At 72.7% G+C, this 21615-nt stretch carries 21 protein-coding genes; 10 read left to right on the top strand and 11 right to left on the bottom strand.

Annotation, left to right across the window (positions count from 1 at the left end):
- Window positions 1–91: 91 nt before the first annotated feature.
- A complete protein-coding gene (locus PUR26_RS25495) occupies window positions 92–2533 on the top strand; it encodes a serine/threonine-protein kinase (RefSeq protein ID WP_329875425.1) in 2442 nt (813 codons plus the stop codon).
- Between the two features lie 34 nt (window positions 2534–2567).
- Here PUR26_RS25495 and PUR26_RS25500 read toward each other — a convergent pair whose 3' ends face one another.
- The gene (locus tag PUR26_RS25500; RefSeq protein WP_329875426.1) at window positions 2568–3302 is read right to left on the bottom strand and encodes a hypothetical protein; all 735 of its coding nucleotides are present in this window, start codon (window positions 3300–3302) and stop codon (window positions 2568–2570) included.
- Between the two features lie 260 nt (window positions 3303–3562).
- Between PUR26_RS25500 and PUR26_RS25505 the strand changes: the two genes are divergently transcribed.
- Window positions 3563–4060, top strand: coding sequence for a hypothetical protein (locus PUR26_RS25505; protein WP_329875428.1), 498 nt, complete (start codon window positions 3563–3565; stop codon window positions 4058–4060).
- A 115-nt stretch (window positions 4061–4175) separates the two neighbouring features.
- Here PUR26_RS25505 and PUR26_RS25510 read toward each other — a convergent pair whose 3' ends face one another.
- The 4 genes from PUR26_RS25510 to PUR26_RS25525 form a co-directional block, all read right to left on the bottom strand.
- Window positions 4176–4424, bottom strand: a complete 249-nt coding sequence (locus tag PUR26_RS25510; protein WP_329875430.1) for a hypothetical protein — start codon at window positions 4422–4424, stop codon at window positions 4176–4178.
- 182 nt (window positions 4425–4606) lie between these two features.
- A complete protein-coding gene (locus PUR26_RS25515; protein ID WP_329875432.1) occupies window positions 4607–4822 on the bottom strand; it encodes a hypothetical protein in 216 nt (71 codons plus the stop codon).
- 230 nt (window positions 4823–5052) lie between these two features.
- The gene (locus PUR26_RS25520) at window positions 5053–8001 is read right to left on the bottom strand and encodes an AfsR/SARP family transcriptional regulator (protein WP_329875434.1); all 2949 of its coding nucleotides are present in this window, start codon (window positions 7999–8001) and stop codon (window positions 5053–5055) included.
- Window positions 8002–8323: 322 nt separating this feature from the next.
- Entirely contained in the window at window positions 8324–8821 is a 498-nt protein-coding gene (locus PUR26_RS25525) for a peptidylprolyl isomerase (RefSeq protein ID WP_329875436.1), read from the bottom strand.
- Window positions 8822–8895: 74 nt separating this feature from the next.
- Between PUR26_RS25525 and PUR26_RS25530 the strand changes: the two genes are divergently transcribed.
- Window positions 8896–9540, top strand: a complete 645-nt coding sequence (locus tag PUR26_RS25530; RefSeq protein ID WP_329875438.1) for a pentapeptide repeat-containing protein — start codon at window positions 8896–8898, stop codon at window positions 9538–9540.
- A gap of 11 nt (window positions 9541–9551) precedes the next feature.
- On the opposite strand, the gene PUR26_RS25535 is transcribed toward PUR26_RS25530, so the two are convergent.
- Together PUR26_RS25535 and PUR26_RS25540 are read right to left on the bottom strand one after the other, a co-directional pair.
- Window positions 9552–9776, bottom strand: a complete 225-nt coding sequence (locus PUR26_RS25535; RefSeq protein WP_329875440.1) for a DUF397 domain-containing protein — start codon at window positions 9774–9776, stop codon at window positions 9552–9554.
- Window positions 9773–10672, bottom strand: coding sequence for a helix-turn-helix domain-containing protein (locus PUR26_RS25540; protein ID WP_329875442.1), 900 nt, complete (start codon window positions 10670–10672; stop codon window positions 9773–9775). Before PUR26_RS25540 ends, PUR26_RS25535 begins: the two co-directional genes overlap by 4 nt.
- A gap of 229 nt (window positions 10673–10901) precedes the next feature.
- On the opposite strand from PUR26_RS25540, the gene PUR26_RS25545 reads away from it, so the two are divergent.
- On the top strand, window positions 10902–11171 hold the full coding sequence (locus PUR26_RS25545; RefSeq protein WP_329875444.1) for a hypothetical protein: 270 nt from the start codon (window positions 10902–10904) through the stop codon (window positions 11169–11171).
- Window positions 11171–11608 (top strand): ATP-binding protein, encoded by a 438-nt coding sequence (locus PUR26_RS25550; RefSeq protein ID WP_329875446.1) that lies wholly within the window; start codon window positions 11171–11173, stop codon window positions 11606–11608. The genes PUR26_RS25545 and PUR26_RS25550 overlap by 1 nt, the downstream gene beginning before the upstream one ends.
- Here the strand turns inward: PUR26_RS25550 and PUR26_RS25555 are convergent.
- Entirely contained in the window at window positions 11571–12149 is a 579-nt protein-coding gene (locus tag PUR26_RS25555) for a dihydrofolate reductase family protein (protein WP_329875448.1), read from the bottom strand. The genes PUR26_RS25550 and PUR26_RS25555 overlap by 38 nt on opposite strands.
- Window positions 12150–12315: 166 nt before the next feature.
- Here PUR26_RS25555 and PUR26_RS25560 point away from each other — a divergent pair, with 166 nt between their 5' ends.
- The 3 genes from PUR26_RS25560 to PUR26_RS25570 all read left to right on the top strand — a co-directional run bounded on the left by PUR26_RS25560 (window position 12316) and on the right by PUR26_RS25570 (window position 14978).
- Window positions 12316–12729, top strand: a complete 414-nt coding sequence (locus PUR26_RS25560; RefSeq protein WP_329875450.1) for a PaaI family thioesterase — start codon at window positions 12316–12318, stop codon at window positions 12727–12729.
- A 284-nt stretch (window positions 12730–13013) separates the two neighbouring features.
- Window positions 13014–14579: an APC family permease gene (locus PUR26_RS25565; protein ID WP_329875452.1), complete on the top strand. Its 1566-nt coding sequence runs from the start codon at window positions 13014–13016 to the stop codon at window positions 14577–14579.
- An 81-nt stretch (window positions 14580–14660) separates the two neighbouring features.
- On the top strand, window positions 14661–14978 hold the full coding sequence (locus PUR26_RS25570; RefSeq protein ID WP_329875454.1) for a cupin: 318 nt from the start codon (window positions 14661–14663) through the stop codon (window positions 14976–14978).
- A gap of 78 nt (window positions 14979–15056) precedes the next feature.
- Here the strand turns inward: PUR26_RS25570 and PUR26_RS25575 are convergent, their stop codons facing one another.
- The 3 genes from PUR26_RS25575 to PUR26_RS25585 form a co-directional block, all read right to left on the bottom strand.
- Window positions 15057–15389, bottom strand: coding sequence for a putative quinol monooxygenase (locus PUR26_RS25575; RefSeq protein ID WP_329875456.1), 333 nt, complete (start codon window positions 15387–15389; stop codon window positions 15057–15059).
- A 125-nt stretch (window positions 15390–15514) separates the two neighbouring features.
- Entirely contained in the window at window positions 15515–16273 is a 759-nt protein-coding gene (locus PUR26_RS25580; RefSeq protein ID WP_329875458.1) for an IclR family transcriptional regulator, read from the bottom strand.
- Between the two features lie 214 nt (window positions 16274–16487).
- Window positions 16488–17996 (bottom strand): CehA/McbA family metallohydrolase, encoded by a 1509-nt coding sequence (locus tag PUR26_RS25585; RefSeq protein WP_329875460.1) that lies wholly within the window; start codon window positions 17994–17996, stop codon window positions 16488–16490.
- 169 nt (window positions 17997–18165) lie between these two features.
- Between PUR26_RS25585 and PUR26_RS25590 the strand changes: the two genes are divergently transcribed.
- Entirely contained in the window at window positions 18166–18993 is an 828-nt protein-coding gene (locus tag PUR26_RS25590) for an LLM class F420-dependent oxidoreductase (protein ID WP_329875462.1), read from the top strand.
- A gap of 29 nt (window positions 18994–19022) precedes the next feature.
- Window positions 19023–21602: a bifunctional FO biosynthesis protein CofGH gene (locus PUR26_RS25595; RefSeq protein ID WP_329875464.1), complete on the top strand. Its 2580-nt coding sequence runs from the start codon at window positions 19023–19025 to the stop codon at window positions 21600–21602.
- Window positions 21603–21615 lie beyond the last annotated feature (13 nt).

Consider the following 21615-nt stretch of genomic DNA (forward strand, 5'->3'; position numbering starts at 1 on the left):
GCCCCCGGGTTCGCCACCACCGCCCCGGACAGGAAGAATCAGGGGGCACGGGGCCGTACTCTCATGGCCCCGACGGGGAGGTGGCAGGCAAGTGGAGCAGCTGACGCAGCACGACCCACGGCGGATCGGCCCGTTCGAGGTGCTGGGCCGGCTCGGTGCCGGAGGCATGGGCCTGGTCTATCTCGCGAGGTCGGCGTCGGGGCGGCGCGTGGCTATCAAGACGGTACGGACCGAGCTCGCCGAGGACCAGCTGTTCCGCGTCCGCTTCACGCGGGAGGTCGAGGCGGCCAGGGCGGTGTCCGGTTTCTACACGGCTGCCGTGGTGGACGCCGATCCGCGGGCGGCGGTGCCGTGGCTGGCCACCGCGTACGTTCCGGCTCCCTCCCTCGAAGAGATAGTGAATGAGTGCGGGCCGATGCCGGCCCAGGCGGTGCGCTGGCTGGCGGCGGGCGTCGCGGAGGCCCTCCAGTCCATCCACGGCGCCGGCCTCGTCCACCGCGACCTCAAACCGTCGAACGTGCTGGTCGTCGAGGACGGGCCGCGCGTCATCGACTTCGGCATCGCCTCAGGGGTCTCGAACACCCGGCTGACCATGACCAACGTCGCCGTCGGCACCCCCGCCTACATGTCGCCCGAGCAGGCCAGGGACTCGCGCAGCGTGACCGGTGCCAGCGATGTCTTCTCGCTGGGTTCCACGCTGGTCTTCGCCGCCACCGGGCACGCCCCCTTCCACGGGGCGAACCCCGTGGAGACCGTCTTCATGCTCCTGCGCGAGGGCCCGGACCTGGAGGGGCTGCCCGATGAGCTGCGGCCGCTCATCGACTCGTGCATGCAGATGGACGCCTCGCTGCGGCCCACGCCCGCCGACCTCCAGGCACAGCTCGCGCCCCACCTGTTCTCCGGCAGCGACGACAGCGGCACGGCGTCCGCCTGGCTGCCGCACAGCGCCACCGCGATGATCGAGCACCGCCGGGGCGGCCGCCCGAACCCGCCGCCGCCCCCGGTGGCCCTGCCCTCGCCGCCCGCGAACCCGCCGGGCCCGCCCGTCGGCCCGCCGACCCCCGCGCCCGGCTTCTCCTCGCCGCGCTCCGGTCGTGACTGGGACGCCGCCTGGCGCCCCGGCGGCGACCCGCGCACCGGACAGGCGCCGCCCGTGTCGGCACCCGCCCCCGGCTCGCCCGTACGGCTGCCCGGCGCCCCGGTGCCGATCGGCCCCGGCCCCCGGGTCGCCGACACCCGCAGCGCGATCGTGGCGGACGCGGGTGCCACGACCGGGTGGATCCGCCCGCCCGCCGGCGGCCCGAACAGCGTCGAACCCGCCCCCTCCGGCCCGCCCCTGCCCGCCCCCGGCCCCTCCCCGGACGGCGGCGCGACGGCCGCCGCGCCGGGCCCGGGCCACTGGCGCCCGTGGCGGTTCCGCATGTCCAACGACGTGTGGGGCACGCCCGTCGTCTCCGGTGATCTGCTGTACGTCACGTCCTTCGAGGTCCACGCCCTGGACGTGGCCAGCGGGCGGCGCCAGTTCAAGACGCGGGACGTCGCCTGGTCCATGGCGGTGGCCGGCGGCCGTATCCACGGCTCCGACGGCCCGTCGCTGTACGCGCTCGACGCGCTGGACGGCAGCGAGCGGTGGCGGCTGGGGACCGACGCGTGGGTCTACTCCCTCAAGGTGGACCGGGGCACCGTCGTGACCGGTACGCGCGGCGGTGGAGTGCAGGGCTGGGAGGCGTCCAACGGCGCGAAGCTCTGGGAGATCACCGGGGCCCAGACCGACTTCGAGACGCCGGAGGCCGGCCCCGCCGTCCACGGTGACACCGTGTACGTGTGGCAGGACGCCCGTCTGCGCGCGCTGGACGCGCGTACGGGCACCGAGCGCTGGTCGTACCCGATCGGCGACGCGGCGTCGTGCGGCGGCGTGCCGATGCGGGTCACCCCGGCGGAGGACGGCTATGTGTACGTCTCCGCGGGCACCCGGGTCCTGTCGATCGACATCGTGTCCGGCCATGTCCGCTGGCACTTCGAGGCCCCGGCGGTCTTCCTCTCGCCGCCCGCCTTCGCCCCCGGCCCGGCGGTCACGGGCGGCGGGGTCTACCTCGCCGACTACCTGGGCACCGTGTACGCGCTGGACGCGGCGACCGGCAAGGACCGCTGGCGCATCGCCACCGAGTCCCGCCAGTCCATCGAGCCCGTGCTCGTGGCGGACGGCAACATCCACGTCGGCAGCGGCAGCGCCGTCTACACGCTGGACGCGGTCACGGGTACGCCGAAGTGGCGCTTCGCGGCGGGCGGCGGAATCATCGGCTCGCCCGTCGTCGCCGAGGGCCGCCTGCACTTCGGTTCGGCGGACCACGTCCTCTACACGCTGGACGCGAGCGGCGGTCAGCTGCGCTGGAAGCTCACCACGGGAGGCGAGATCACCGGCTCGCTGGTGGCCCGGGCGGGCGTCGTGTACGCGTGCAGCAAGGACCGCTGCGTGTACGCGCTGGACGCGGTGAAGGGCACGGCCACGGGCCGGGGCGGACCGGCGCGCTAGGGCCGCCGGCCAGACGGGACTTCGAGGACACGGCCTAGCGCCTCTCGTCCGTGCCGGGCCGGTCCCGCGGATCGTCCGGGCGGTACGACGGGTCGGTGCGGTGCGGCTGGTCCGGGTGGTACGGCCGGTCGGGTCCCCAAGGGTCGTCCGGCGCCGGACGGTGTCCGTGGCCGTCGCCCGGCGGCCCGTACCGCGGGTCGCGGCGGTACCCGTCGTCCTGTTCCGGGCGGTACCCGGCGTACCGGGTGTCGTCCGCGCCCGGGTACGGCCCGTAGCCCTCGTAACCGTCGTATCCCTGGTACCCGTCGCGCGCCCGGTCGGGTTCGCCGCGGCGGCCGTGCCGCTCGGGCCCCCGCCGGGGGTGGCCGGTCATCAGCGCCGACGCGAGCAGCAGGAGCACACCGCCCGCCGCCGCGAGCGCGACGCCCGGGCCCAGGCCGGAACCGCCGGAGCCCACGGTGAGACTGCCCTCGGCCTGGCCCTGACGCACCATCCACACCACGGTGAACCCCAGGACCAGCAGCCCCGCGAGTGCGACCAGCAGCCGGGACCGCAGCAGGAGACCGGCCAGCGTCATCACCATGGTGAACAGGAACGGCAGCAGCAGCGAGGTGAACAGTTCCGCCCGGGTGGCCGTGATCCCCTCAAGCAGGTCGGCGATGCGGTAGTGGCGACCGAGACGGCCGTCGTACCAGGCACGGAAAGGGCTGAGGACGGCGGCCGTCGCTCCGGTGAGAGCGAGGACCGCGCCGAGGACGTTACGGACCATCGTCGGCCTCCCTCGGGATCCGGCTCTCGCCCCCGACGCTACGCCGGGTGGAGGGCCCGTGCCACCAGAAGCACCCCCTGAACGTACGTGATCGACAAGGTCCTGATCGTGGGCGGAGCGGTCCCCGGGCGCTGCTAGGGTGACGTGCGCCCGTCAAGTTGATCGCCTTTCGGCCGGCCTTGACGGGCCTGTCATGCCGCCTGCCCTACGGCCGGCGGCCCGGGGGTGTCTCCCCGGGAAGGGTTCAACGGGGGTTCCACATGAAGATTCGCCATGTCCGCGCTGTCGCCGTCTTCGGCGTCGTGCTCGTCGCGCTCACCGGTGCCCGGGGCTCCGGAGGCGGCAGCTGCGGCGGCGGCCACAGCAGCAGCTCCGGCTCCGGCCACGACAACGACAGCAGCTCCAGCTCGGGCGGTTCCAGCGGCGGTTCCCTGCCGGGCGGCAGCTCCAGCGCCAAGAAGGCGGAGCGGGACGTCCGTATCGACGAGTGCGCCATGGACGCGACGGGCAAGAACCTGGTCGCCAAGATCACGATCACCAACAGCGACTCGCTCGCCTACACCTACGACGTGAGCCTGCAGTTCAAGGGCGAGACCGGCGGTCCCGCCGCCGACCTGGCCATCGCCCGGGCGGACGACGTCCTGGTGCCCGCCTCCGGTTCGCAGTCCGCCGAGGCGACCACGCCGTACACCGGCAGCGGCAACGGCTCCGAGTACAAGAAGTGCGAAGTCATCAGCGCGAGCCGCGTCGCCGGCTGAGCCCCTCGCGGCACCGGACCGGCACCCGCACCGGACCGGCACACCGGCACCCGCACCGGTGCCACCCGCCGGTGCCGTGCGCGGGCGGACCGGTCCGGACCGGTCCGGACACTCCCTAGTTCCAGGGCGCCGTCGGGGCGTGGTTGTCGCTCTGCGGGGTGACCGGGGTCGCGCTGTCGCCCTTGTGGGCCGTCGGCACGTGTGCGGCGGCCTGCGGGGCGAGCGGGATCACCGGGACCGGGGCGCGACGGTCGCCCTGGGGCGCCACCGGAGCGTGGTTGTCGGCGAGTGCCGGAGTCGCGGTGCCCGCCGCGAGGGCCGCGGCTATGAAGGTTCCGGCCAGAAAACGCTTGGTGGCAGACATGCCATCTCCTCGTTGACGTGGGTCTTGGCTCGATGACGAGCTAACCGCAGCTAAAACGTCTGTTCGAGGGTGGGACCGTTTTCGGACAGATCTTCGGCCGGGATGTGGTCGCCCACGCACACAGCGGCCGCGGCGGCTCCCCCTCCGCGCCGCCGCGGCCGCACCCCGTCGGAGTGTGGGTCTCAGATGGTCGTGGGCGGGACGGGCGCGTGGTTGTCCGCCATGGTCGTGAGGGTGTTCTTCGGCGGTGCGGGCGCGTGGTTGTCCGCCAACGTGGTGATGGAGTCCTTGGGCGGGACGGGTGCGTGGTTGTCCGCCATCGTGGTGATGGAGTCCTTGGGCGGTGCGGGCGCGTGGTTGTCCGCCATCGTGGTGATCTCTTCGTTCTTGTCGCTCATCGTCAACTCCCCTGTTCGCCGGCTGACGGCGGTAGACGGTGCGCCTGTTCGGCAACTCCCCCGAGGGTCGCCGAACAGGCGCTTCGGGACCGTTCACCTTAGCGGTGAACCCCTGGCGACCCGTGTGCCCCCCGACGCGACGGACCGTTGGAAATGAGAGTGCACGACCGTCATAAACGAATGCTGAACGCCGTGCGGGAGAGCGCCCGCCGAGACCGCGGCGGACGCCCTCAGGTGGTCGCCACGGTGGACAACAGGCGCTGCGCCTCGGCCGCTTCGGGGGCGTCGAGCTGCTGGTAGATGGCGAGCGCCTCGCGCCAGCAGGCCCGTGCGCGGTCCACCTGGAGGAGCGAGTCGAGGGCCTTGCCGAGCACCGTCAGGGCGTTGCCCCGCATCCGGTCACCGCCGATGCAGCCCAGCGCCAGGGCCTGTTCGGCGTGCTGGGCCGCCTGTGCCGGCCGCTCGACCCGCAACTGGGCCTCGGCGATCCGGTAGTGCGTCGTCCCCTCCCAGAGGCGCTGACGGTCCTTCCCGAATATGCGCAGGGCCTCCTCGAACTCCGCGAGGGCCGCGGTGGACCGGCCGGCGTTGGACAGGGCGATCCCGAGCGCGTACCGGCCGTTGGCCAGGCGCAGGGCCAGTCCCATGCGGTCGTAGATCTCGATGCCCTGCCGGGCCAGGTCGATGGCGGTGCTCGGCGACCGGCCCATGAGCACGTACACCCGTGAGAGGTTGCACAGGACGTTGGCCTCGCCGGGCAGGTTCCGGTCGGCCCGGGTGGACTCCAGGGCCCTGAGCAGGTGCTCCTCCGCGTCGTCGAGCCTGCCCTCCATCAGGGCGATGATGCCCCGGTCGTTGTCCGCCCAGGAGATCGGGGCGATGTCCTCGGCCGCGACCGCCAGATCCCGCGCGTGCCGGGCCTCGTCGTCCGCTTCCTTGTACCGCCCGCCCGACAGGTGGACGTTGGTCAGCGCGGTCCGTGCCCGGCCCTCCGCGCGCCGGTCGCCCGAAGCGGCCGCAGCGTCGCGCGCCGCGCGGGCGACCGCCTCGTACAGCTTCGAGTTGGCACCGGACTCCGCCAGGTCCTTGGACGCCCACAGCAGGTCGACGGCCCGGCGCAGGCGCCCGTCCGACGTGCTCTGGCGGGCGCACGCCAGCAGGCACGTCCCCTCGGCGTACAGCCAGTCGAGCGCCTCGTGCCGGTTCGCGAACGCCAGGCCCTCGTGCCGGGTCGGCTCCAGGTGGTCGACCGTACGGTCGCCCGGCCGCTCGATCGCGTACACCCGGGCCGCCGAGGCGAGATAGAAGTCCAGCAGGCGCGACAGCGCCAGCTCCCGCTCCACCGGCGGCTGTTCGTCGCGCTCGGCGCAGGCACGCGCGTAGAGGCGCACCAGGTCGTGGTAGCGGTAGCGGCCCGGGGCGGCGGACTCCAGCAGCGAGGTGTCGACCAGAGACTCCAGCAGGTCCTCCGCGTCGCGCGGCGGCAGGTCCAGTACGGCGGCGGCCGCGGCCAGCGAGATGTCCGGGCCGTCCGCCAGACCCAGCAGGCGGAACGCCCGGGCCTGGGCGGGCTCCAGCTGGCCGTAGCCCAGCTCGAAGGTGGCCTTCACCGCGAGGTCGCCCGCCTGCAGCTCGTCCAGCCGGCGCCGCTCGTCGGCGAGCTTGGCCGCCAGCACCGAGACCGTCCACGTACGGCGGGACGCCAGCCTGGACGCGGCGATGCGGATGGCCAGCGGCAGGAACCCGCACGAGGCCACCACGTCCAGGGCCGCCTCCCGCTCCGCCGACACCCGCTCCGAACCGACGATCCGGGTGAACAGCCGCAGCGCCTCGTCCGGCGACATCACGTCCAGGTCCACCAGGTGCGCGCCCGCCAGGTCGACCATCCGGATGCGGCTGGTCACCAGCGCGGCGCAGCCCGCCGTCCCCGGCAGCAGCGGCCGTACCTGGGCGGCGTCCCGCGCGTTGTCCAGCAGGACCAGGACGCGTCGCCCGGCCAGCGCCGAGCGGTACAGCGCCGCGCGCTCGTCGAGGGTGTCGGGGATCGCCGCGTCGGCCGTGCCCAGCGCCCGCAGGAACGCGCCGAGCACCGTCTCCGGCTCGGTGGCCCGCGCCCCCGCCCCCTGGAGGTCCACATAGAGCTGGCCGTCCGGGAAGTGCGGCCGCGCGGCGTGGGCGACGTGCACGGCGAGCGTCGTCTTGCCGACCCCGCCGATGCCCGCGAGCGCCGACACGGCCATGACGGAGCCCTCGGCGGTGGCCAGCCGGTCGCCCAGCTCCCGTACGAACGCGACCCGGCCGGTGAAGTCCGGCACGGTGGCCGGCAGCTGCGCGGGCCGGGACACCGCGGGCGCGGGCGCCGGTTCGTCCACCGGGCCGGCCAGATCGGCGTCGGCCCGCAGGATGCGCTGCTGGAGCCGGGAGAGCTCGGGGCGCGGGTCGACGCCCAGCTCGTCGGCGAGCAGCCGGCGCGTATCGGCGTACACGGCGAGGGCCTCGGCCTGGCGTCCGCCGCGGTACAGCGCCAGCATCAGCAGTTCGCGCAGCCGCTCGCGCAGCGGGTGGGCGGCGGTGAGCGCGGTCAGCTCCGACACGGCCTCCGCGTGGCAGCCGGCCTCCAGGTCCAGGTCGAGCCGCGTTTCGAGGAGCTGGAGCCGCCACTCCTCCAGACGGGCGCGCTGCGACTCGGCGTAGGGGCCCTGGAGCGAGGCGAGCGCTTCGCCGTCCCACAGCCCCAGCGACTTGTTGATCAGTAACCGGGCCTGGTGGCGGTCCCCGCCGGCCCGCGCCTTCTCCGCCTCGGCGGCCAGCTCCTGGGCGACGTTCAGGTCGAGGGCGTCGGGCCGGCCCCGGATCGCGTACCCGCCGGCTTCGCTGACCAGCACCCCGGGCGGCAGCACCTTGCGCAGCCTGGAGGCGTAGGTCCGCACGGCCGCCAGGGCCTGCGAGGGCGGGTCTTCGCCCCAGATGGCGTCGATCAGCTCCGAGGCGGTCGCCGTGCGCCCGTCGCGCAGCAGCAGCGCGGCCAGCAGCGCCCGCTGCTGCGGCGATCCGGAGGGCAGGGCTTCGCCGTCGAGCCAGGCGCGTACCGGACCGAGCACGCCGAAGCGCAGATCGGTGCCTGGTGCGGCGTGCGGAGCACGCTGCTCCGGCACTCGCGGCCCGTCTTCACGGTCCATAGCTCCCCCTGCTCCGTACCGCTGGTATCGCCCTCGACAGTCTGCCTTGTCGGCGGCGTACGCGTCAGCAGTGGGTGACGCTCTGCACAAGGTCTGACCACGATCCGCCGCTTCTGCGGTTGACGGGTGATCAGACGGGCGGAGGGCGTACGGCGGCCGGCCGGCCGGGGAACGGCGCGGGCGGCCGGGCCGGACGGGGCGGGGCCCGGCGGAGTCGGCCCAGGTGGGGAGGCGGATGCGGTCCGGGCCGGGGGAGGCGGGGGAGGACCGGAGGGGCCGCCCGCCCCCGGACCACGAGGCCCGGGGGCGAAGGAGGGTTCCGTCAGAGGACGCCGGAGTCGGCCACGACGATCTTGGCACTGGTCGCGCCGTTGCGGCTGCCGTAGGACTCGATCTTCTTGACCAGCTCCATGCTGGCCTCGTCGGCGACCTCGCCGAAGACGACGTGCTTGCCGTCGAGCCAGTCCGTCACGATCGTGGTGATGAAGAACTGGGAGCCGTTGCTGTTCGGGCCGGCGTTGGCCATCGACAGCAGGCCGGGCCGGTCGTGCTTGAGCGTGAAGTTCTCGTCGGCGAACTTCTCGCCATAGATGCTCTTGCCGCCCGTGCCGTTGCCCCGGGTGAAGTCACCGCCCTGGAGCATGAACTGCGGGATGACGCGGTGGAAGGGGGAGCCCGCGTAGCCGAAGCCCTTCTCGCCGGTGGCGAGGGCGCGGAAGTTCTCGGCCGTCTTGGGAACGACGTCGTCGAACAGGTTGAAGTTGATCCGCCCGGCGGGCTCGTCGTTGATGCTGATGTCGAAGTAAACCTTGGTCGTCATGCTGCCATCCTGACATTTCCCTCACCGGTCGGCGTCCCGGGGCCACTGTCAGCGGCCGGGTGTTCAATCGACGCATGGCGATCAGACACGAGCGGACCGGCCCCGGACCCTCCCCGGACCGGGGCCCGGGCCCCGGCGGGGAGCGGGTCGTCCGGGGCGAGGACTGGTACGGCCGGGAGCTGGGCGCCGGGGACACGTACACCGGGTACACCTTCTACGACACGGACTGGACCGAGGTCGTCGACGAGGGCGCCGTCTTCGACGGGTGCACCTTCTCCGGCGTGCGGTTCAACGCGTCACGGCACATCGGGGCGGCCTTCACCAACTGCACGTTCCGCACCTGCAACTTCTTCGACGCCCGCTTCGAGCGGTGCAAGGTCGTCGGCAGCCGGTTCCAGCAGTCGGCCTTCGCCCTCCTGGAGGTCCACGGCGGCGACTGGTCCTTCGCCGGCCTCCCGGGCGCCGATCTGCGCAAGGTGGTCTTCGACGGCGTCCGTCTGCGCGAGGCCGACCTCGCGGGCGCCCGCCTGGAGGGCGCCGTCGTCACGGGCTGCGACCTGGGAAACGCCCTGCTCAGCGGCGCGGACCTGACGGGCGCGGACCTGCGCGGCAGCGACCTGTCGTCCCTGGACCCCGGGACGGTGCGGGCGGCGGGCGCGAAGATCGACCTGGAACAGGCAGCGGTGATCGCCACGGCCCTGGGGTACGAGGTGGGGTGACGGGGTGGGCGTCAGGCCCGCCAGTGCGGCTGCGTGCTCTTCATCCCGGTGAGGAACGCGTTCCATCGCCCACCGGAGAAGACCAGGGCCGGGCCATCCGGGTGCTTGCTGTCACGGACGGCGGCAGCCTCAGCGAATCGGGCGACTTCGACGCACTCGTTGTTGCCTCCGCTGTACGTGCTCTTGTGCCATTTCGCGTCCGACAGATCCGGCTGGCAGGGCCGCGAGCTGATCATTCTCTGTGCTCCTTGGCGATCTTTCGGATCAAAGCGATGGACTCCACAGGCGACAGCGCTGCCGTTCGGGCATCGTCGAACAGGGCCCGATAGCGAGCAACCTCCTGGTCCTGCTCCAGCCAGATCGACCCCGTGGGGTTGTCTGCCAGCACCACATCCAGCGCTGCCGTCTCCGTAAAGCTGAGTATCAAGTACGGCCCGAACATACTCGCGTGAGCGCCTCGCTGGAACGGCAGGACCTGAATCTCGACGTTCGGCAGATCCGTGATCCGTGCCAGGTGATCCAGCTGTGCCCTCATGACCGCGGCTCCGCCGACCTGTTGTCGCAGTACTCCCTCGGCGATGACCGCCCAGACACCGAGCGGTTCACTGGCCGTGAGCCGGCTTTGCCGGGCCAAGCGGACCTGCACGAACTGCTCGATCTCGTCGGGGGTCCGCCACGCCTTCGACGCCACAGTGACAGCACGGACGTAGTCGGCTGTCTGCAAGAGGCCGGGCACGAGCTGTCCTTGGAAGGTCCGGATGCTCGCTGCCGTCGCCTCAAGAGCGATGTAATCGCGATAGGTGTCGGCGAGTACAGGGCCGTACTGATTCCACCAGCCCGTCCGGCGGCGACGGTTGGCCGCTCGGGCCAGGGCGGTCAGGCGATCCGCCATCTCCCCTTCGTGTCCCACGCCGTAAGCCCGGAGAAGAGCCAGCAAGTCCGGTGTTCTCACCGGGACGCGCCCGTTCTCGATTCGGCTGATCTTCCCCTTGGTGCAGTCGAGTACAGCTGCCGCGTCCGCAGTGGTCAGCCCCGATGACTCCCTGAAGCGGCGCAGCTCGTCACCGAGTTGGCGTCCGAGCACGGTGGAGGGCTTCTCGGGAGAGCGCGCCGGTGTCATATCAGCTCCCATGTCGGACGAATGTTCTGGCCTTCACTGCAACGGTCGTATTGGGCAACGGATTTATTAGGCAACGTTGCCCGAGACTCCCGCGGCACTGCATCCTACTGAGCGTAGATGCGACACAAGCGCTGGGTGAGCGCCCATCCCTCGCCCAGGTCCTTCGACTGCGCACATGAAGAACCCCCGCGACCGCGCGACCGGTCCGGGGGCGTGGCCAACGCCTACAAGGAGCGCCGACATGCCGAACCCTATCGCCCGTCTCCTCGAACCGCTGTTGCGGCGACTGCTCCCGCCGTCGGGACGGCGTCGCCGCACGGCGGGCGAGGCGGTGCTCGTCGTCGCCGTGGGGCCCACCGGCGCGACGCTGGGGGGCCCGGCGCTGAGGGGTGAGGACAGCGCACTCGTACGCCCTTACCTGGAGGCCCATGAGAGGAGCCGGCGGACGCGGCGGCAGCTGTGGCTGGCCCCGCGCGGAACGGACCTCGCGTACGGGTTGGTGGCGCGCTGATGGATCAGTCCACGGACGAGCTGGTACGGCGATGGACCTGCGACCCGCGATGCGTCGGGGCGGCCCGGCGAGCCCTGCGTACGGCGTTGACGGGCTGGAACCTCGGGGCGATCGAGGACGCGGCGCTGCTCGTCCTGTCGGAACTGCTGACGAACGCGGTCCGGCACGCACGGGTGACCGGGAGACAGGTGGAGACCCGCTTCCGCCGAGTGCCGGGCGGTCTGCGCATCGAGGTCCACGACGCCTCGGAGTCCCGGCCGGAGATGGGGCTGCCGGACGCGGACGCCGTCGGTGGCCGGGGCCTCCCCCTGGTCGACGTGCTCGCGGACAAGTGGGGCGTGTGCGAACGCCAGGGGCCCGGGAAAGTGGTGTGGGCCGAGCTGACGCCAGAGGAGACCGTCACCCCGCCGTGGGGTCCTCCCCCCGCCCGTACCTGAGCAGGACCACCCCGTTGCCGAAGGTCCGGGTTCCGGTGAGCCGGAGGGGGGTCGTGGTGTCGAAGGGGCGGAACAGCGGGTTGCCCCGGCCGATGAGGACGGGGTGGACGTAGACGCGGTACTCGTCGATCAGGTCGTGCTCCCTGAACGTCGCCGCGAGGTCGGCGCCGCCCAGTGCCAGATCTCCGCCCGGCTGCGCCTTGAGCGCGTTGATCTCGTCCACGTCGACGGTCCGCCTGATGGTGGTGTTCCAGTCCGCCCGTTCCAGCGTCCTGGAGAACACGATCTTCGGCATGTCCCGCCAGATGGCGGCGAATTCGACCATGGGCCCGGTGCTCGAAGGGTCCGAGTCGGCCGTCGGCCAGAAGTCCGCCATGAGTTCATGGGTGACGCGGCCTTCCAGGAAGGCGCCCATCGACCCGCACTCCTCGTTGAAGTGGCGGTGCAGCTCGTCGTCGACCAGGTGCCAGTCGATGCGGCGGTCCGGTCCCTCGAAGAACCCGTCGAGGGACACCGACATCATCACGACGATCTTCCTCATCGCGGTCCTCGCAAAGAAGGGGGGGCAGAGGCGGGCCCTCGACGGTCCCACCCCGGCCCGCCCCTGCCGTGCGCGACATGCCGAGGTCCGCCGCACCGGCGCCCCCGGCGGCCACCGTGTGTCGCGCCTCTGGTCCGCGCGGGCCGGCGGGCGGCACCATCGGGGCATGAGCCTCACCATCGCAGCGGCCGACAAGATCCTCTCCGACAACTTCGCACCCTGGGTGCTCGCGCTGGGACTGACGGTCGAGGAGGCGGGCGAGGCGCATGCCGTACTGCGCCTGCCGTGGACCGAGGAGCTGGCGCGGGAAGGAGGCGGACTGTCCGGGCAGGCGCTCATGGCCGCCGCCGACACGGCCACCGTCATCGCGGTGTCGTCGGCCCGTGGCGGTTTCGTGCCCATGACCACCGTCCAGCAGTCGACCACCTTCCAGCGGGCCGTCGTGGGTGCGGACGTACTGGTCGACGCGCGGATCACCAAACTGGGCAAGCGCATGGCGTTCGCCGAGGTGACCATGGCGGCCGAGGGCTCGGCCGAGGTGGCCGCGCGGGCCTCGACCGTGTACGCGCTGCTCGGCTGAGGCGGGAGGGCGGGGCGTACGCCTCGTACCCGTACGGCGGGTTACGGGCCGTCGTCCGGACGGGCCCGAGAACGCGACGGGAAATTTTGAAAACGGTCAAATCGGACAGTGCTGCGGTTCCCGCATATCGAACGACCGGGGATTGCGCCTACCAATCGTTCGGGAAGGTCGGATGGCTGGCTTTCTTTCCTTGCCGTGGCGGGATTCGTGCCGTGCAAAGCAAGGCAAAGATCGCGGACTTCGACCCTCCGGATGTGGAAACCGCAGCACTTAACGTCCTGTTCATGACTCAGCTGGATGCGCGGCCCCAGGCCGGAGACACGGTAAGGGGCGTCACCTCGTCGGGCGACACCGGTGGCGTACGCGGCAAGGGCCTCGGCGGGAACTCCGTCGGGTTGACGGGCAGTGCGGTCATCGGCATCTCGACCGTCGCCCCCGTCTACTGCCTCACCTCGACGCTGGGCTCCACCGCGGGCGAGGTCGGGCTCCAGATGCCGGCCGTCTTCCTGGCCGGTTTCCTCCCGATGCTCCTGGTCGCCTTCGCCTACCGGGAGCTGAACCGGGCGATGCCCGACTGCGGCACGTCCTTCACCTGGACGGTCAAGGCGTTCGGGCCCCGGGTGGGGTGGATGTGCGGCTGGGGCCTGGTGATCGCGACGATCATCGTGCTCTCCAACCTCGCCGGCGTGGCGACCTCCTACTTCTGGCTGCTCGCGGGCGAGCTGAGCGGCAACGCGTCGATCGCCGCCCTGGACGACAACAAGGCCGTCCACATCGTGACCTGCCTGATCCTGATCGCCATCGCGACGGCGATCAGCTACCGCGGCATGACCGCGACCAAGGGCGTGCAGTACGCGCTGGTCGGCCTCCAGCTCGTGGTCCTCGCCATCTTCGTGACGATGGCCTTCGGCAAGGCCGGATCGATCGCCGGATCGCTCGACTTCTCCTGGTCGTGGCTGAACCCGTTCGCCGTCCAGTCCTTCGCCGCCTTCACGGCCGGCCTGTCCCTCTCGATCTTCATGTACTGGGGCTGGGACGCCTGCCTGACCGCCAACGAGGAGACGACCGGCAGCGAGAAGACCCCCGGCCGCGCCGCCCTCATCGCGATGGTCGTGCTGGTCGGCTCCTACCTGGCCACCGGCGTCGCCGCGCAGATGGCCGTCGGCTCCGGCGAGTCGGGTCTCGGCCTCGCCAACCCGGACACCTCCGACAACGTCTTCGCCGCCCTGGCGGGCCCCGTCATGGGCCCGGTCCTCGGCATCCTGCTCTTCGTCGCCGTCCTCGCCTCGGCCGCCGCCAGCCTCCAGACGACGTTCATCCCGGTGGCCCGCACGGTGCTGGCGATGTCCGCCTACGAGGCCCTGCCCGCCTCGTACGCCCGGGTCCATCCGCGCTTCAAGACCCCCGGCCGGGCCACCGTCGTCGCCGGCGTCGCGACCGGTGTCTTCTACACGGTCATGACCCTGGTCAGCGAGCACGTCCTGGTCGACACCATCTACGCGCTCGGCCTCATGATCTGCTTCTACTACGCGCTGACCGCCTTCGCCTGCGCCTGGTTCTTCCGCCACGAGCTGCTGCGCTCCACCCGCGACCTCGTCTTCAAGGGCGTCTTCCCGCTGCTGGGCGGCGTCCTGCTGGCGGCGGTCTTCGGCAAGACGCTGTACGACATGTGGGACCCGGCCTACGGCAGCGGCTCCGCCGTCCTGGGTGTCGGCTCGGTCTTCGTCATCGGCGTCGGGCTGCTGCTGCTCGGAGTGGTGATCATGATGGTGATGCGGCGCCGCAGCCCGGCGTTCTTCCGGGGCGAGGTTCTCACCAAGGAGACCCCGGCGCTGGTCGTCGCGGACTGACGCGGACCGTACCCGGGGCGCGCGGACACGTCCCGGGTGCTCCCGATGCGCGGGTTCCCGCCACGGGGCAAGGTGGATCGTATGTATGACCTCAACGTCATCGCCAGGGAGCATCTGGCCGCGGCCCGCGACTCCGAGCACGGCCGCAGCGCCAATCTGGTGCTGCGGGCCCGGCCGCTGCGGCAGACCGTCATCGCGCTCGTCGCGGGCGTCTCGCTCGACGAGCACAACGCACCGCCCGCCGCCTCGCTCCAGGTGCTGCGCGGGACGGTCAGGGTGACGTTCGCCGCCGAGGAGGTGGAGCTGTCGGCGGGTGCCCTGTATCTGATCCCGCCCGAGCGCCACGGACTGACGGCGGTCACCGACGCCGCCGTCCTGCTGACCGCCGTCAACGACTGAGCGGGCAGCCGGCCGCACCGGCGGGCCCCGGCCTCACGGGTCCGCCCGCCGCACCGGCGGGCCCCGGCCTCCCGCGCCTCAGCCGTCGGAGGCGGGGCTCAGCTCGGCCATCGCGCTCCAGCCCTGGCCCGGCACCTCGACGTTGATGATCTCCGGGGTACGGGCGATCGCGCCGGCCATCGTCTCCATGCCGGCCCTGAAGTGGTCGGACGCCACATGCGCCGCGCCCGCCTCCGCGTCGGCGAACGCCTCCAGCAGCACGAACCCGTTCGGGTCGTCGACGCTGCGGGACCACTCGTAGAAGAGGTTGCCGGGCTCCGCGCGGGTGGCCCGGGTGAAGTCGTCGACCAGGGTGAGCCAGGTGTCGCTGTACTCGGGGCGGACCGTGAACTTGACGGCGATGAAGATCATGGAATCCAGCGTGGACCGGGCCGGCCGACGCTGCCACCCGGACCACCCCGGATTCCGGCGGTGCCGGAAACCGCCGGCCCGCGCCGGGGCCTCCGGCACGCGACCGGAGCACCCCGTCCGACGGCTCAGACCCGCCCGGCCGCCCGCGCCACCGCCGCCCGGAGCTCCCCCTGGCGCCGGCGGAAGTCCCGGGTCGGCAGCGACACCGACAGCGCGTGCACCACACCGTCCGCGCCGCCGCCCCCGCCCGGCCCCCCGTCCGGCAGCGTCACCGCCAGACAGGTGTACGCCGGATCCGCCTCGCCCACCGACACCGCGAAGCCCTGCCCGCGCACGACGGCCAGCTCCGCCTCGAAGCGCTCGGCGCCGGTGATCGTACGGTCGGTCAGCCGTGCCATCCCGTGGTCGGCCAGATACCGGCGGCGGACCGCCCGGGGCACCGCGGCGAGCAGCGCCTTGCCGTGTGCGGTGGCGTGCGCCCGCGTCTCCGGTCCGGGCAGGAAGGGGTGGCCGGTGCCGGTGACCGGGGCGGTGCTGTCGACGACGGTGATCAGACCGTCGCGGTACGCGGTGAAGTACGCCTCCGCGCCGGTGGCCCGCCGCAGCCGGGGCAGCAGCTCGGCGATGCCCGGACGCATGCCCTGGTGCCGCTGGAAGGAGCGGTGCAGGGCGATGACGCGGCCGCCCGGGGCGTACCCGCCGCCGGCCCTGACGAGATGGCCGCGCGCGAGCAACGGCCCGAGCAGGTGGTACACCGTCGACAACGAGCAGCCCAGCCTCCGGGCCAGGGCCTTCGCGCCGATGGGACCGGGCGCGTCCGCCACGGCGTCGAGTATCTCCAGCGCGCGGTCGACCGAGCGGGGGCCGGTGTCGGGGGCGGGCATGTGCGCGGTCCTTACGGTTCTGGTCCTTGCGGGGTGCCGCCGCAACCCTACGGGCCCGGCCCCGGGCACCCGAAGGCCGCTTCCGGCAGGCGCCCGAAGGGTCCGGCGCCGGCCGGCCCCGCCCCGCGCCGTCGGGCCGGCCCGCTTCCCGGCGTCGTCCGGCCCCGCCCCGCGCCATCGGGCCGCCCCCCTCGCGGTCCCGGGCCGGCCCGTCTCACGCCCCCAGGAACACCGGGTTCGTGAACGCCGCCAGGGCGCCCGGGAGCCCCGGGACGGCCGGGGCGTGCCGCACCTCCGCCCGAACATGGGCGGCGTACCCGGCCGTGGTCGCCCACTCCACCGTGCCCGCGCCCGACACCGGCAGTTCCGCCGTGTGCAGCACCCCCTGGTCGGTGACGAGCCGGGCCGTGCACCCCGGTGCGCCGGTCACCTCCAGACGGACCGTCACCGGCGCGTCCGGGGGCACCCGCAGGCGTTCGCCGATGCCCGCGAGCGCGCCGCGGCCGCCCGCCGCGGAGAAGGACACCGAGACGGCCGAGGACTCGGCGACGTACGAGCGGCCCGCGCGCAGGCCGTCCAGGATCGCCTCGCGGGTCAGGTCATCGGCCAGCACCACCGTCTGCGGCTCGCCCACCCGCTGCGGCTCGCGGTGCGCGTCGCTGCCGCCCATCGCGGGGATCCAGTCGTTCCGGCGGCCGGTGAGCGTGCTGTCCCAGTCGGCCAGCGCGACCTCGTCCTCCGGTGTCCAGGGCCCGTTCCACACCTCGATCACGTCGGCCTCGGCGAAGCCGAACCTCCAGGCGCACCCGACGCAGGTGGCGTGCGGGTGCGCCGGGACGACCAGACCGCCCGCGCGGCGGATCTCGCGGGCGTGGTGGGCGAACCGGTTGTCGCGGGCCCGGTAGCGCCAGTCGACGAAGGTGCCGGGGTCGGTGCCGAGGGCCACGACGTGACCGGTGCGCGTGGTCACCTCCTCTCCGGTGAGGATCAGCAGGTCGTCACCCCACAGGCCCTCCCAGGCGGCGTGCGCCGCATGCGTGTTGTGCTCCGACGAGTTGATGAAGTCCAGCCCGGCGGCGCGCGCCGCGGCCGCGATCCCGGCGGGCGTGCGCCGGCCGTCCGAGTGCACCGAGTGCAGATGGCAGTCGCCCCGGTACCAGGCCCGCCCCCGCCCCCGGGCCCGCTCCGGTGGGTACACCGGCGCGGGCGTCGGGCCGCTCGCCCCGAACCGCAGCGTCACCGTCACCGTGTACGCCAGCCCCTGCGGGGCGACCGTGTACGGACCGAGCGCGATGTGCCAGGTCCCGGCCCGTACCGGCCCCGGCAGGTAACCGGGTGTCGCCGCGTCGGACCGGATGAAGAACTCGCTGCGGGCACCGCCCGACCAGCCGCGGAACCCGTGCCCGGCACCGGCCCGGCCCCCGGCGGCGATGCCCCGCTCGTCGAACACGCCGATGTCCAGGGCGTTGCCCTGGGTCCCGGCGGGCACGGCGGGGCGTTCGTACGCGTACGCCACATGGATCTCGCGCACCCCGTGGGGTACGTCCACCGGAAGATAGACGTAGTCGGGTGAACCGGGTGGCAGGACACCCCGCGCCACCTGCGTGCGGGCACCGCCGGGCGGGCCGGACGCGAAGCTCAGGCCACCGCCCGGTGCCAGGACCGCCGCCGCTGCCGCCGCTCCCGCCGTGACGAGTCCGCGCCTGCCGATCACTCCGCCCATGCTGGTGACTCCCCGGTCTTTGCGGTGACTGTCGCACGACTCTGCTATTCAGCCGTCAACCCGGCGGGAACGGAAGGCGAATGCCGGCCGACACTCCAGGAATGACCGGGCGTACCCCGTACGTTGAGCCCGTCGGACCGCACGGCACGCCGACCACGGAAGGACCCGTATGCGCATCGCGACCACGATCTTCCTCACGGACGAGACCATCACCCCGGTACGGCTCGCGCGCGAGCTGGAGCAGCGCGGATACGCCGGGCTGTATCTGCCCGAGCACACCCACATCCCCGCCGAACGCACCAGCCCCTATCCGGGGGGCGGCGAGCTGCCCCGCGAGTACGGCCGCACCCTCGACCCCTTCATCGCCCTCGGACAGGCGGCCGCCGTGACCGAACGGCTCGGACTGGGCACCGGGATCACCCTGGTCGCCCAGCACGACCCGATCGACCTGGCCAAGCAGATCGCCACCCTCGACCACGTCTCGGGCGGACGCTTCACCTTCGGCGTCGGCTACGGCTGGAACAAGGAGGAGGCCGCCGACCACGGGGTCGAGTGGGCGACCCGGCGCGCGCGCACCCACGACCGGCTGGCGCTGATGCGGGCCCTGTGGGCCGGCGAACCCACCGCGTACGACGGCGAGACCGCCTCGGTCCGGGCCTCCTTCGCCCACCCCAAGCCGCACGGCGGGGCGCCCCGCACCCTGTTCGGCGGCGCGGCCGGCCCCCGGCTCTTCGACCGCATCGCCGAGCACGCCGACGGCTGGATCCCGGTCGGCGGCGGCGGCCTGGCCGAGTCGGTGCCCGCGCTGCGCCGGGTGTGGGAGAAGGCGGGCCGCGACCCCGAGGCGCTGCACATCGTCCCGTACGGCGTGCACCCCTCCCCGGGCAAGCTCGCCCACTTCGCCGACCTGGGGATCACCGAGGCGGTGCTGCAACTCCCGCCCGCCGACGAGGCGCGGGTCCTGCGGGTCCTCGACGACTACGCCCAGTACCTATGAGCGGGCCGACCCGCTCGTATGCTCGGGGAATGACCACTACGGGAACCGGACCGACCGAGAACGCCATGCGCCGCGCGCTCAGGCGCGCGCGCGACGGGGTGGCGCTGGACGTGGCCGAGGCCGCCGTACTGCTCCAGGCACGCGGCGACGACCTGCGGGACCTGACCGCCTCGGCCGCACGGGTCCGCGACGCGGGGCTGGCGGCCGCCGGACGGTCCGGCGTCATCACGTACTCGAAGAGTGTCTTCATCCCCCTCACGCGGCTGTGCCGCGACAAGTGCCACTACTGCACCTTCGCCACCGTCCCCGGCAAGCTGCGGCGGGCGGGACACGGGATGTTCATGTCCCCCGACGAGGTCCTCGACATCGCCCGGCGCGGTGCCGAACTGGGCTGCAAGGAAGCGCTGATCACCCTCGGGGACAAGCCCGAGGACCGCTGGCCCGAGGCCCGCGAGTGGCTCGACGCGCACGGCTACGACGACACCATCGCGTACGTACGCGCCATGTCGATCCGCATCCTGGAGGAGACCGGGCTGCTGCCCCACCTCAACCCCGGGGTGATGTCGTGGACCGACTTCCAGCGCCTCAAGCCGGTGGCCCCCTCCATGGGCATGATGCTGGAGACCACCGCGACCCGGCTGTGGAGCGAGCCGGGCGGGCCGCACCATGGCTCGCCCGACAAGGAGCCGGCCGTGCGGCTGCGGGTCCTGGAGGACGCCGGACGCTCCTCCGTGCCCTTCACCAGCGGACTGCTCATCGGGATCGGCGAGACGTACGAGGAGCGCGCCGACTCGCTGTTCGCGCTGCGCCGGGTCTCCCGCTCCTACCACGGCATCCAGGAACTGATCATCCAGAACTTCCGCGCCAAGCCGGACACGGCGATGCGCGGCATGCCGGACGCGGAACTGGACGACCTCGTCGCCACCGTGGCCGTCGCCCGGCACATCATGGGCCCCTCCGCCTGCCTCCAGGCCCCGCCGAACCTGGTGGACGACGAGTACGCCAGGCTGATCGGCGCGGGCATCGACGACTGGGGCGGCGTCTCACCCCTGACGCCCGACCATGTGAATCCCGAGCGGCCCTGGCCGCAGATCGACCAGCTCGCCGAGCGGTCCGCGCAGGCCGGCTTCCGCCTGGAGGAACGCCTCTGCGTCTACCCCGAGTTCGTCCAGCGGGGCGAGCCGTGGCTGGACCCCCGGCTGCTGCCGCACGTGCGCGCGCTGGCCGACCCTCGGACCGGGCTCGCCCGGCCGGGCGCGATGCCCGCGGGGCTGCCCTGGCAGGAGCCCGACGAAGGGTTCGGCGCCTCCTCCGGCCGTACCGACCTGCACCGCACCATCGACACCGAGGGCCGCACCCACGACCGGCGGGACGACTTCGACGAGGTGTACGGCGACTGGGAGGCGCTGCGGGAGGCCGCCGCGCCCGGCATGGTGCCGTCCAGGATCGACACGGACGTCATGGCCGCGCTGAAGCAGGCCGCCGACGACCCGGAGAAGCTCACCGACGACGAGGCGCTGGCCCTGCTGCACGCGGACGGACCGGCCCTGGACGCCCTGTGCCGGATCGCCGACGACCTGCGCCGGGACACGGTCGGCGACGACGTCACGTACATCGTCACGCGCAACATCAACTTCACCAACGTCTGTTACACCGGCTGCCGTTTCTGCGCCTTCGCGCAGCGCCGCACCGACGCCGACGCCTACACGCTCTCCCTGGACCAGGTCGCCGACCGGGCCCAGCAGGCGTGGGACGTGGGCGCGGTCGAGGTGTGCATGCAGGGCGGCATCCACCCGGACCTTCCCGGCACCGCGTACTTCGACATCGCGCGCGCGGTCAAGGAGCGCGTGCCCGGCATGCACGTCCACGCCTTCTCCCCGATGGAGGTCGTCAACGGAGCCACCCGCACCGGGCTCTCGATACGGGAGTGGCTCACCGCCGCCAAGGAGGCCGGGCTGGACTCGATCCCCGGCACGGCGGCGGAGATCCTCGACGACGAGGTCCGCTGGGTCCTGACCAAGGGCAAGCTGCCCACTTCCACCTGGATCGAGGTCATCAAAACGGCGCACGAGCTCGGCATCCGCTCGTCGTCCACGATGATGTACGGGCATGTGGACCAGCCCCGGCACTGGCTCGGCCACCTCCGCACGCTCGCCGCCGTGCAGCAGGAGACGGGCGGGTTCACCGAGTTCGTGACGCTGCCCTTCATCCACACCAACGCACCCGTCTATCTGGCGGGCATCGCCCGCCCCGGCCCCACGGACCGCGACAACCGGGCCGTCACCGCGATGGCCCGCCTCCTCCTCCACCCCCACATCCCCAACATCCAGACCAGCTGGGTGAAGCTGGGCACGGAGGGCGCGGCCGAGATGCTCCGCTCGGGCGCCAACGACCTCGGCGGCACCCTCATGGAGGAGACCATCTCCCGTATGGCGGGGTCGGGTTACGGCTCGTACCGCTCGGTCAAGGACCTCGTCGCCATCGCCGACGCGGCGGGCCGGCCCGCGCGGGCCCGCACGACGCTGTACGGGGAGGTCGCCGAGGAGCGGATGCGGGCCGCGGCCGCCTCGGACGGGCATCTGCCGGAACTGCTGCCCGTGCTGGAGTAGCCCTGGAAGACTG

Source organism: Streptomyces sp. SP18CS02 (assembly GCF_036322365.1).
Classification (GTDB): domain Bacteria; phylum Actinomycetota; class Actinomycetes; order Streptomycetales; family Streptomycetaceae; genus Streptomyces.

Coding starts and splice junctions, on each gene's coding strand:
- PUR26_RS25550 (WP_329875446.1), top strand. CDS start 11,171: ATGGATCAGTCCACGGACGAGCTGGTACGGCGATGGACCTGCGACCCG.
- PUR26_RS25535 (WP_329875440.1), bottom strand. CDS start 9,776: ATGATCAGCTCGCGGCCCTGCCAGCCGGATCTGTCGGACGCGAAATGG.
- PUR26_RS25510 (WP_329875430.1), bottom strand. CDS start 4,424: ATGTCTGCCACCAAGCGTTTTCTGGCCGGAACCTTCATAGCCGCGGCC.
- PUR26_RS25500 (WP_329875426.1), bottom strand. CDS start 3,302: ATGGTCCGTAACGTCCTCGGCGCGGTCCTCGCTCTCACCGGAGCGACG.
- PUR26_RS25560 (WP_329875450.1), top strand. CDS start 12,316: ATGAGCCTCACCATCGCAGCGGCCGACAAGATCCTCTCCGACAACTTC.
- PUR26_RS25505 (WP_329875428.1), top strand. CDS start 3,563: ATGAAGATTCGCCATGTCCGCGCTGTCGCCGTCTTCGGCGTCGTGCTC.
- PUR26_RS25580 (WP_329875458.1), bottom strand. CDS start 16,273: ATGCCCGCCCCCGACACCGGCCCCCGCTCGGTCGACCGCGCGCTGGAG.
- PUR26_RS25520 (WP_329875434.1), bottom strand. CDS start 8,001: ATGGACCGTGAAGACGGGCCGCGAGTGCCGGAGCAGCGTGCTCCGCAC.
- PUR26_RS25530 (WP_329875438.1), top strand. CDS start 8,896: ATGGCGATCAGACACGAGCGGACCGGCCCCGGACCCTCCCCGGACCGG.
- PUR26_RS25540 (WP_329875442.1), bottom strand. CDS start 10,672: ATGGGAGCTGATATGACACCGGCGCGCTCTCCCGAGAAGCCCTCCACC.
- PUR26_RS25545 (WP_329875444.1), top strand. CDS start 10,902: ATGCCGAACCCTATCGCCCGTCTCCTCGAACCGCTGTTGCGGCGACTG.
- PUR26_RS25570 (WP_329875454.1), top strand. CDS start 14,661: ATGTATGACCTCAACGTCATCGCCAGGGAGCATCTGGCCGCGGCCCGC.
- PUR26_RS25565 (WP_329875452.1), top strand. CDS start 13,014: ATGACTCAGCTGGATGCGCGGCCCCAGGCCGGAGACACGGTAAGGGGC.
- PUR26_RS25585 (WP_329875460.1), bottom strand. CDS start 17,996: ATGGGCGGAGTGATCGGCAGGCGCGGACTCGTCACGGCGGGAGCGGCG.
- PUR26_RS25525 (WP_329875436.1), bottom strand. CDS start 8,821: ATGACGACCAAGGTTTACTTCGACATCAGCATCAACGACGAGCCCGCC.
- PUR26_RS25555 (WP_329875448.1), bottom strand. CDS start 12,149: ATGAGGAAGATCGTCGTGATGATGTCGGTGTCCCTCGACGGGTTCTTC.
- PUR26_RS25595 (WP_329875464.1), top strand. CDS start 19,023: ATGACCACTACGGGAACCGGACCGACCGAGAACGCCATGCGCCGCGCG.
- PUR26_RS25590 (WP_329875462.1), top strand. CDS start 18,166: ATGCGCATCGCGACCACGATCTTCCTCACGGACGAGACCATCACCCCG.
- PUR26_RS25575 (WP_329875456.1), bottom strand. CDS start 15,389: ATGATCTTCATCGCCGTCAAGTTCACGGTCCGCCCCGAGTACAGCGAC.
- PUR26_RS25515 (WP_329875432.1), bottom strand. CDS start 4,822: ATGAGCGACAAGAACGAAGAGATCACCACGATGGCGGACAACCACGCG.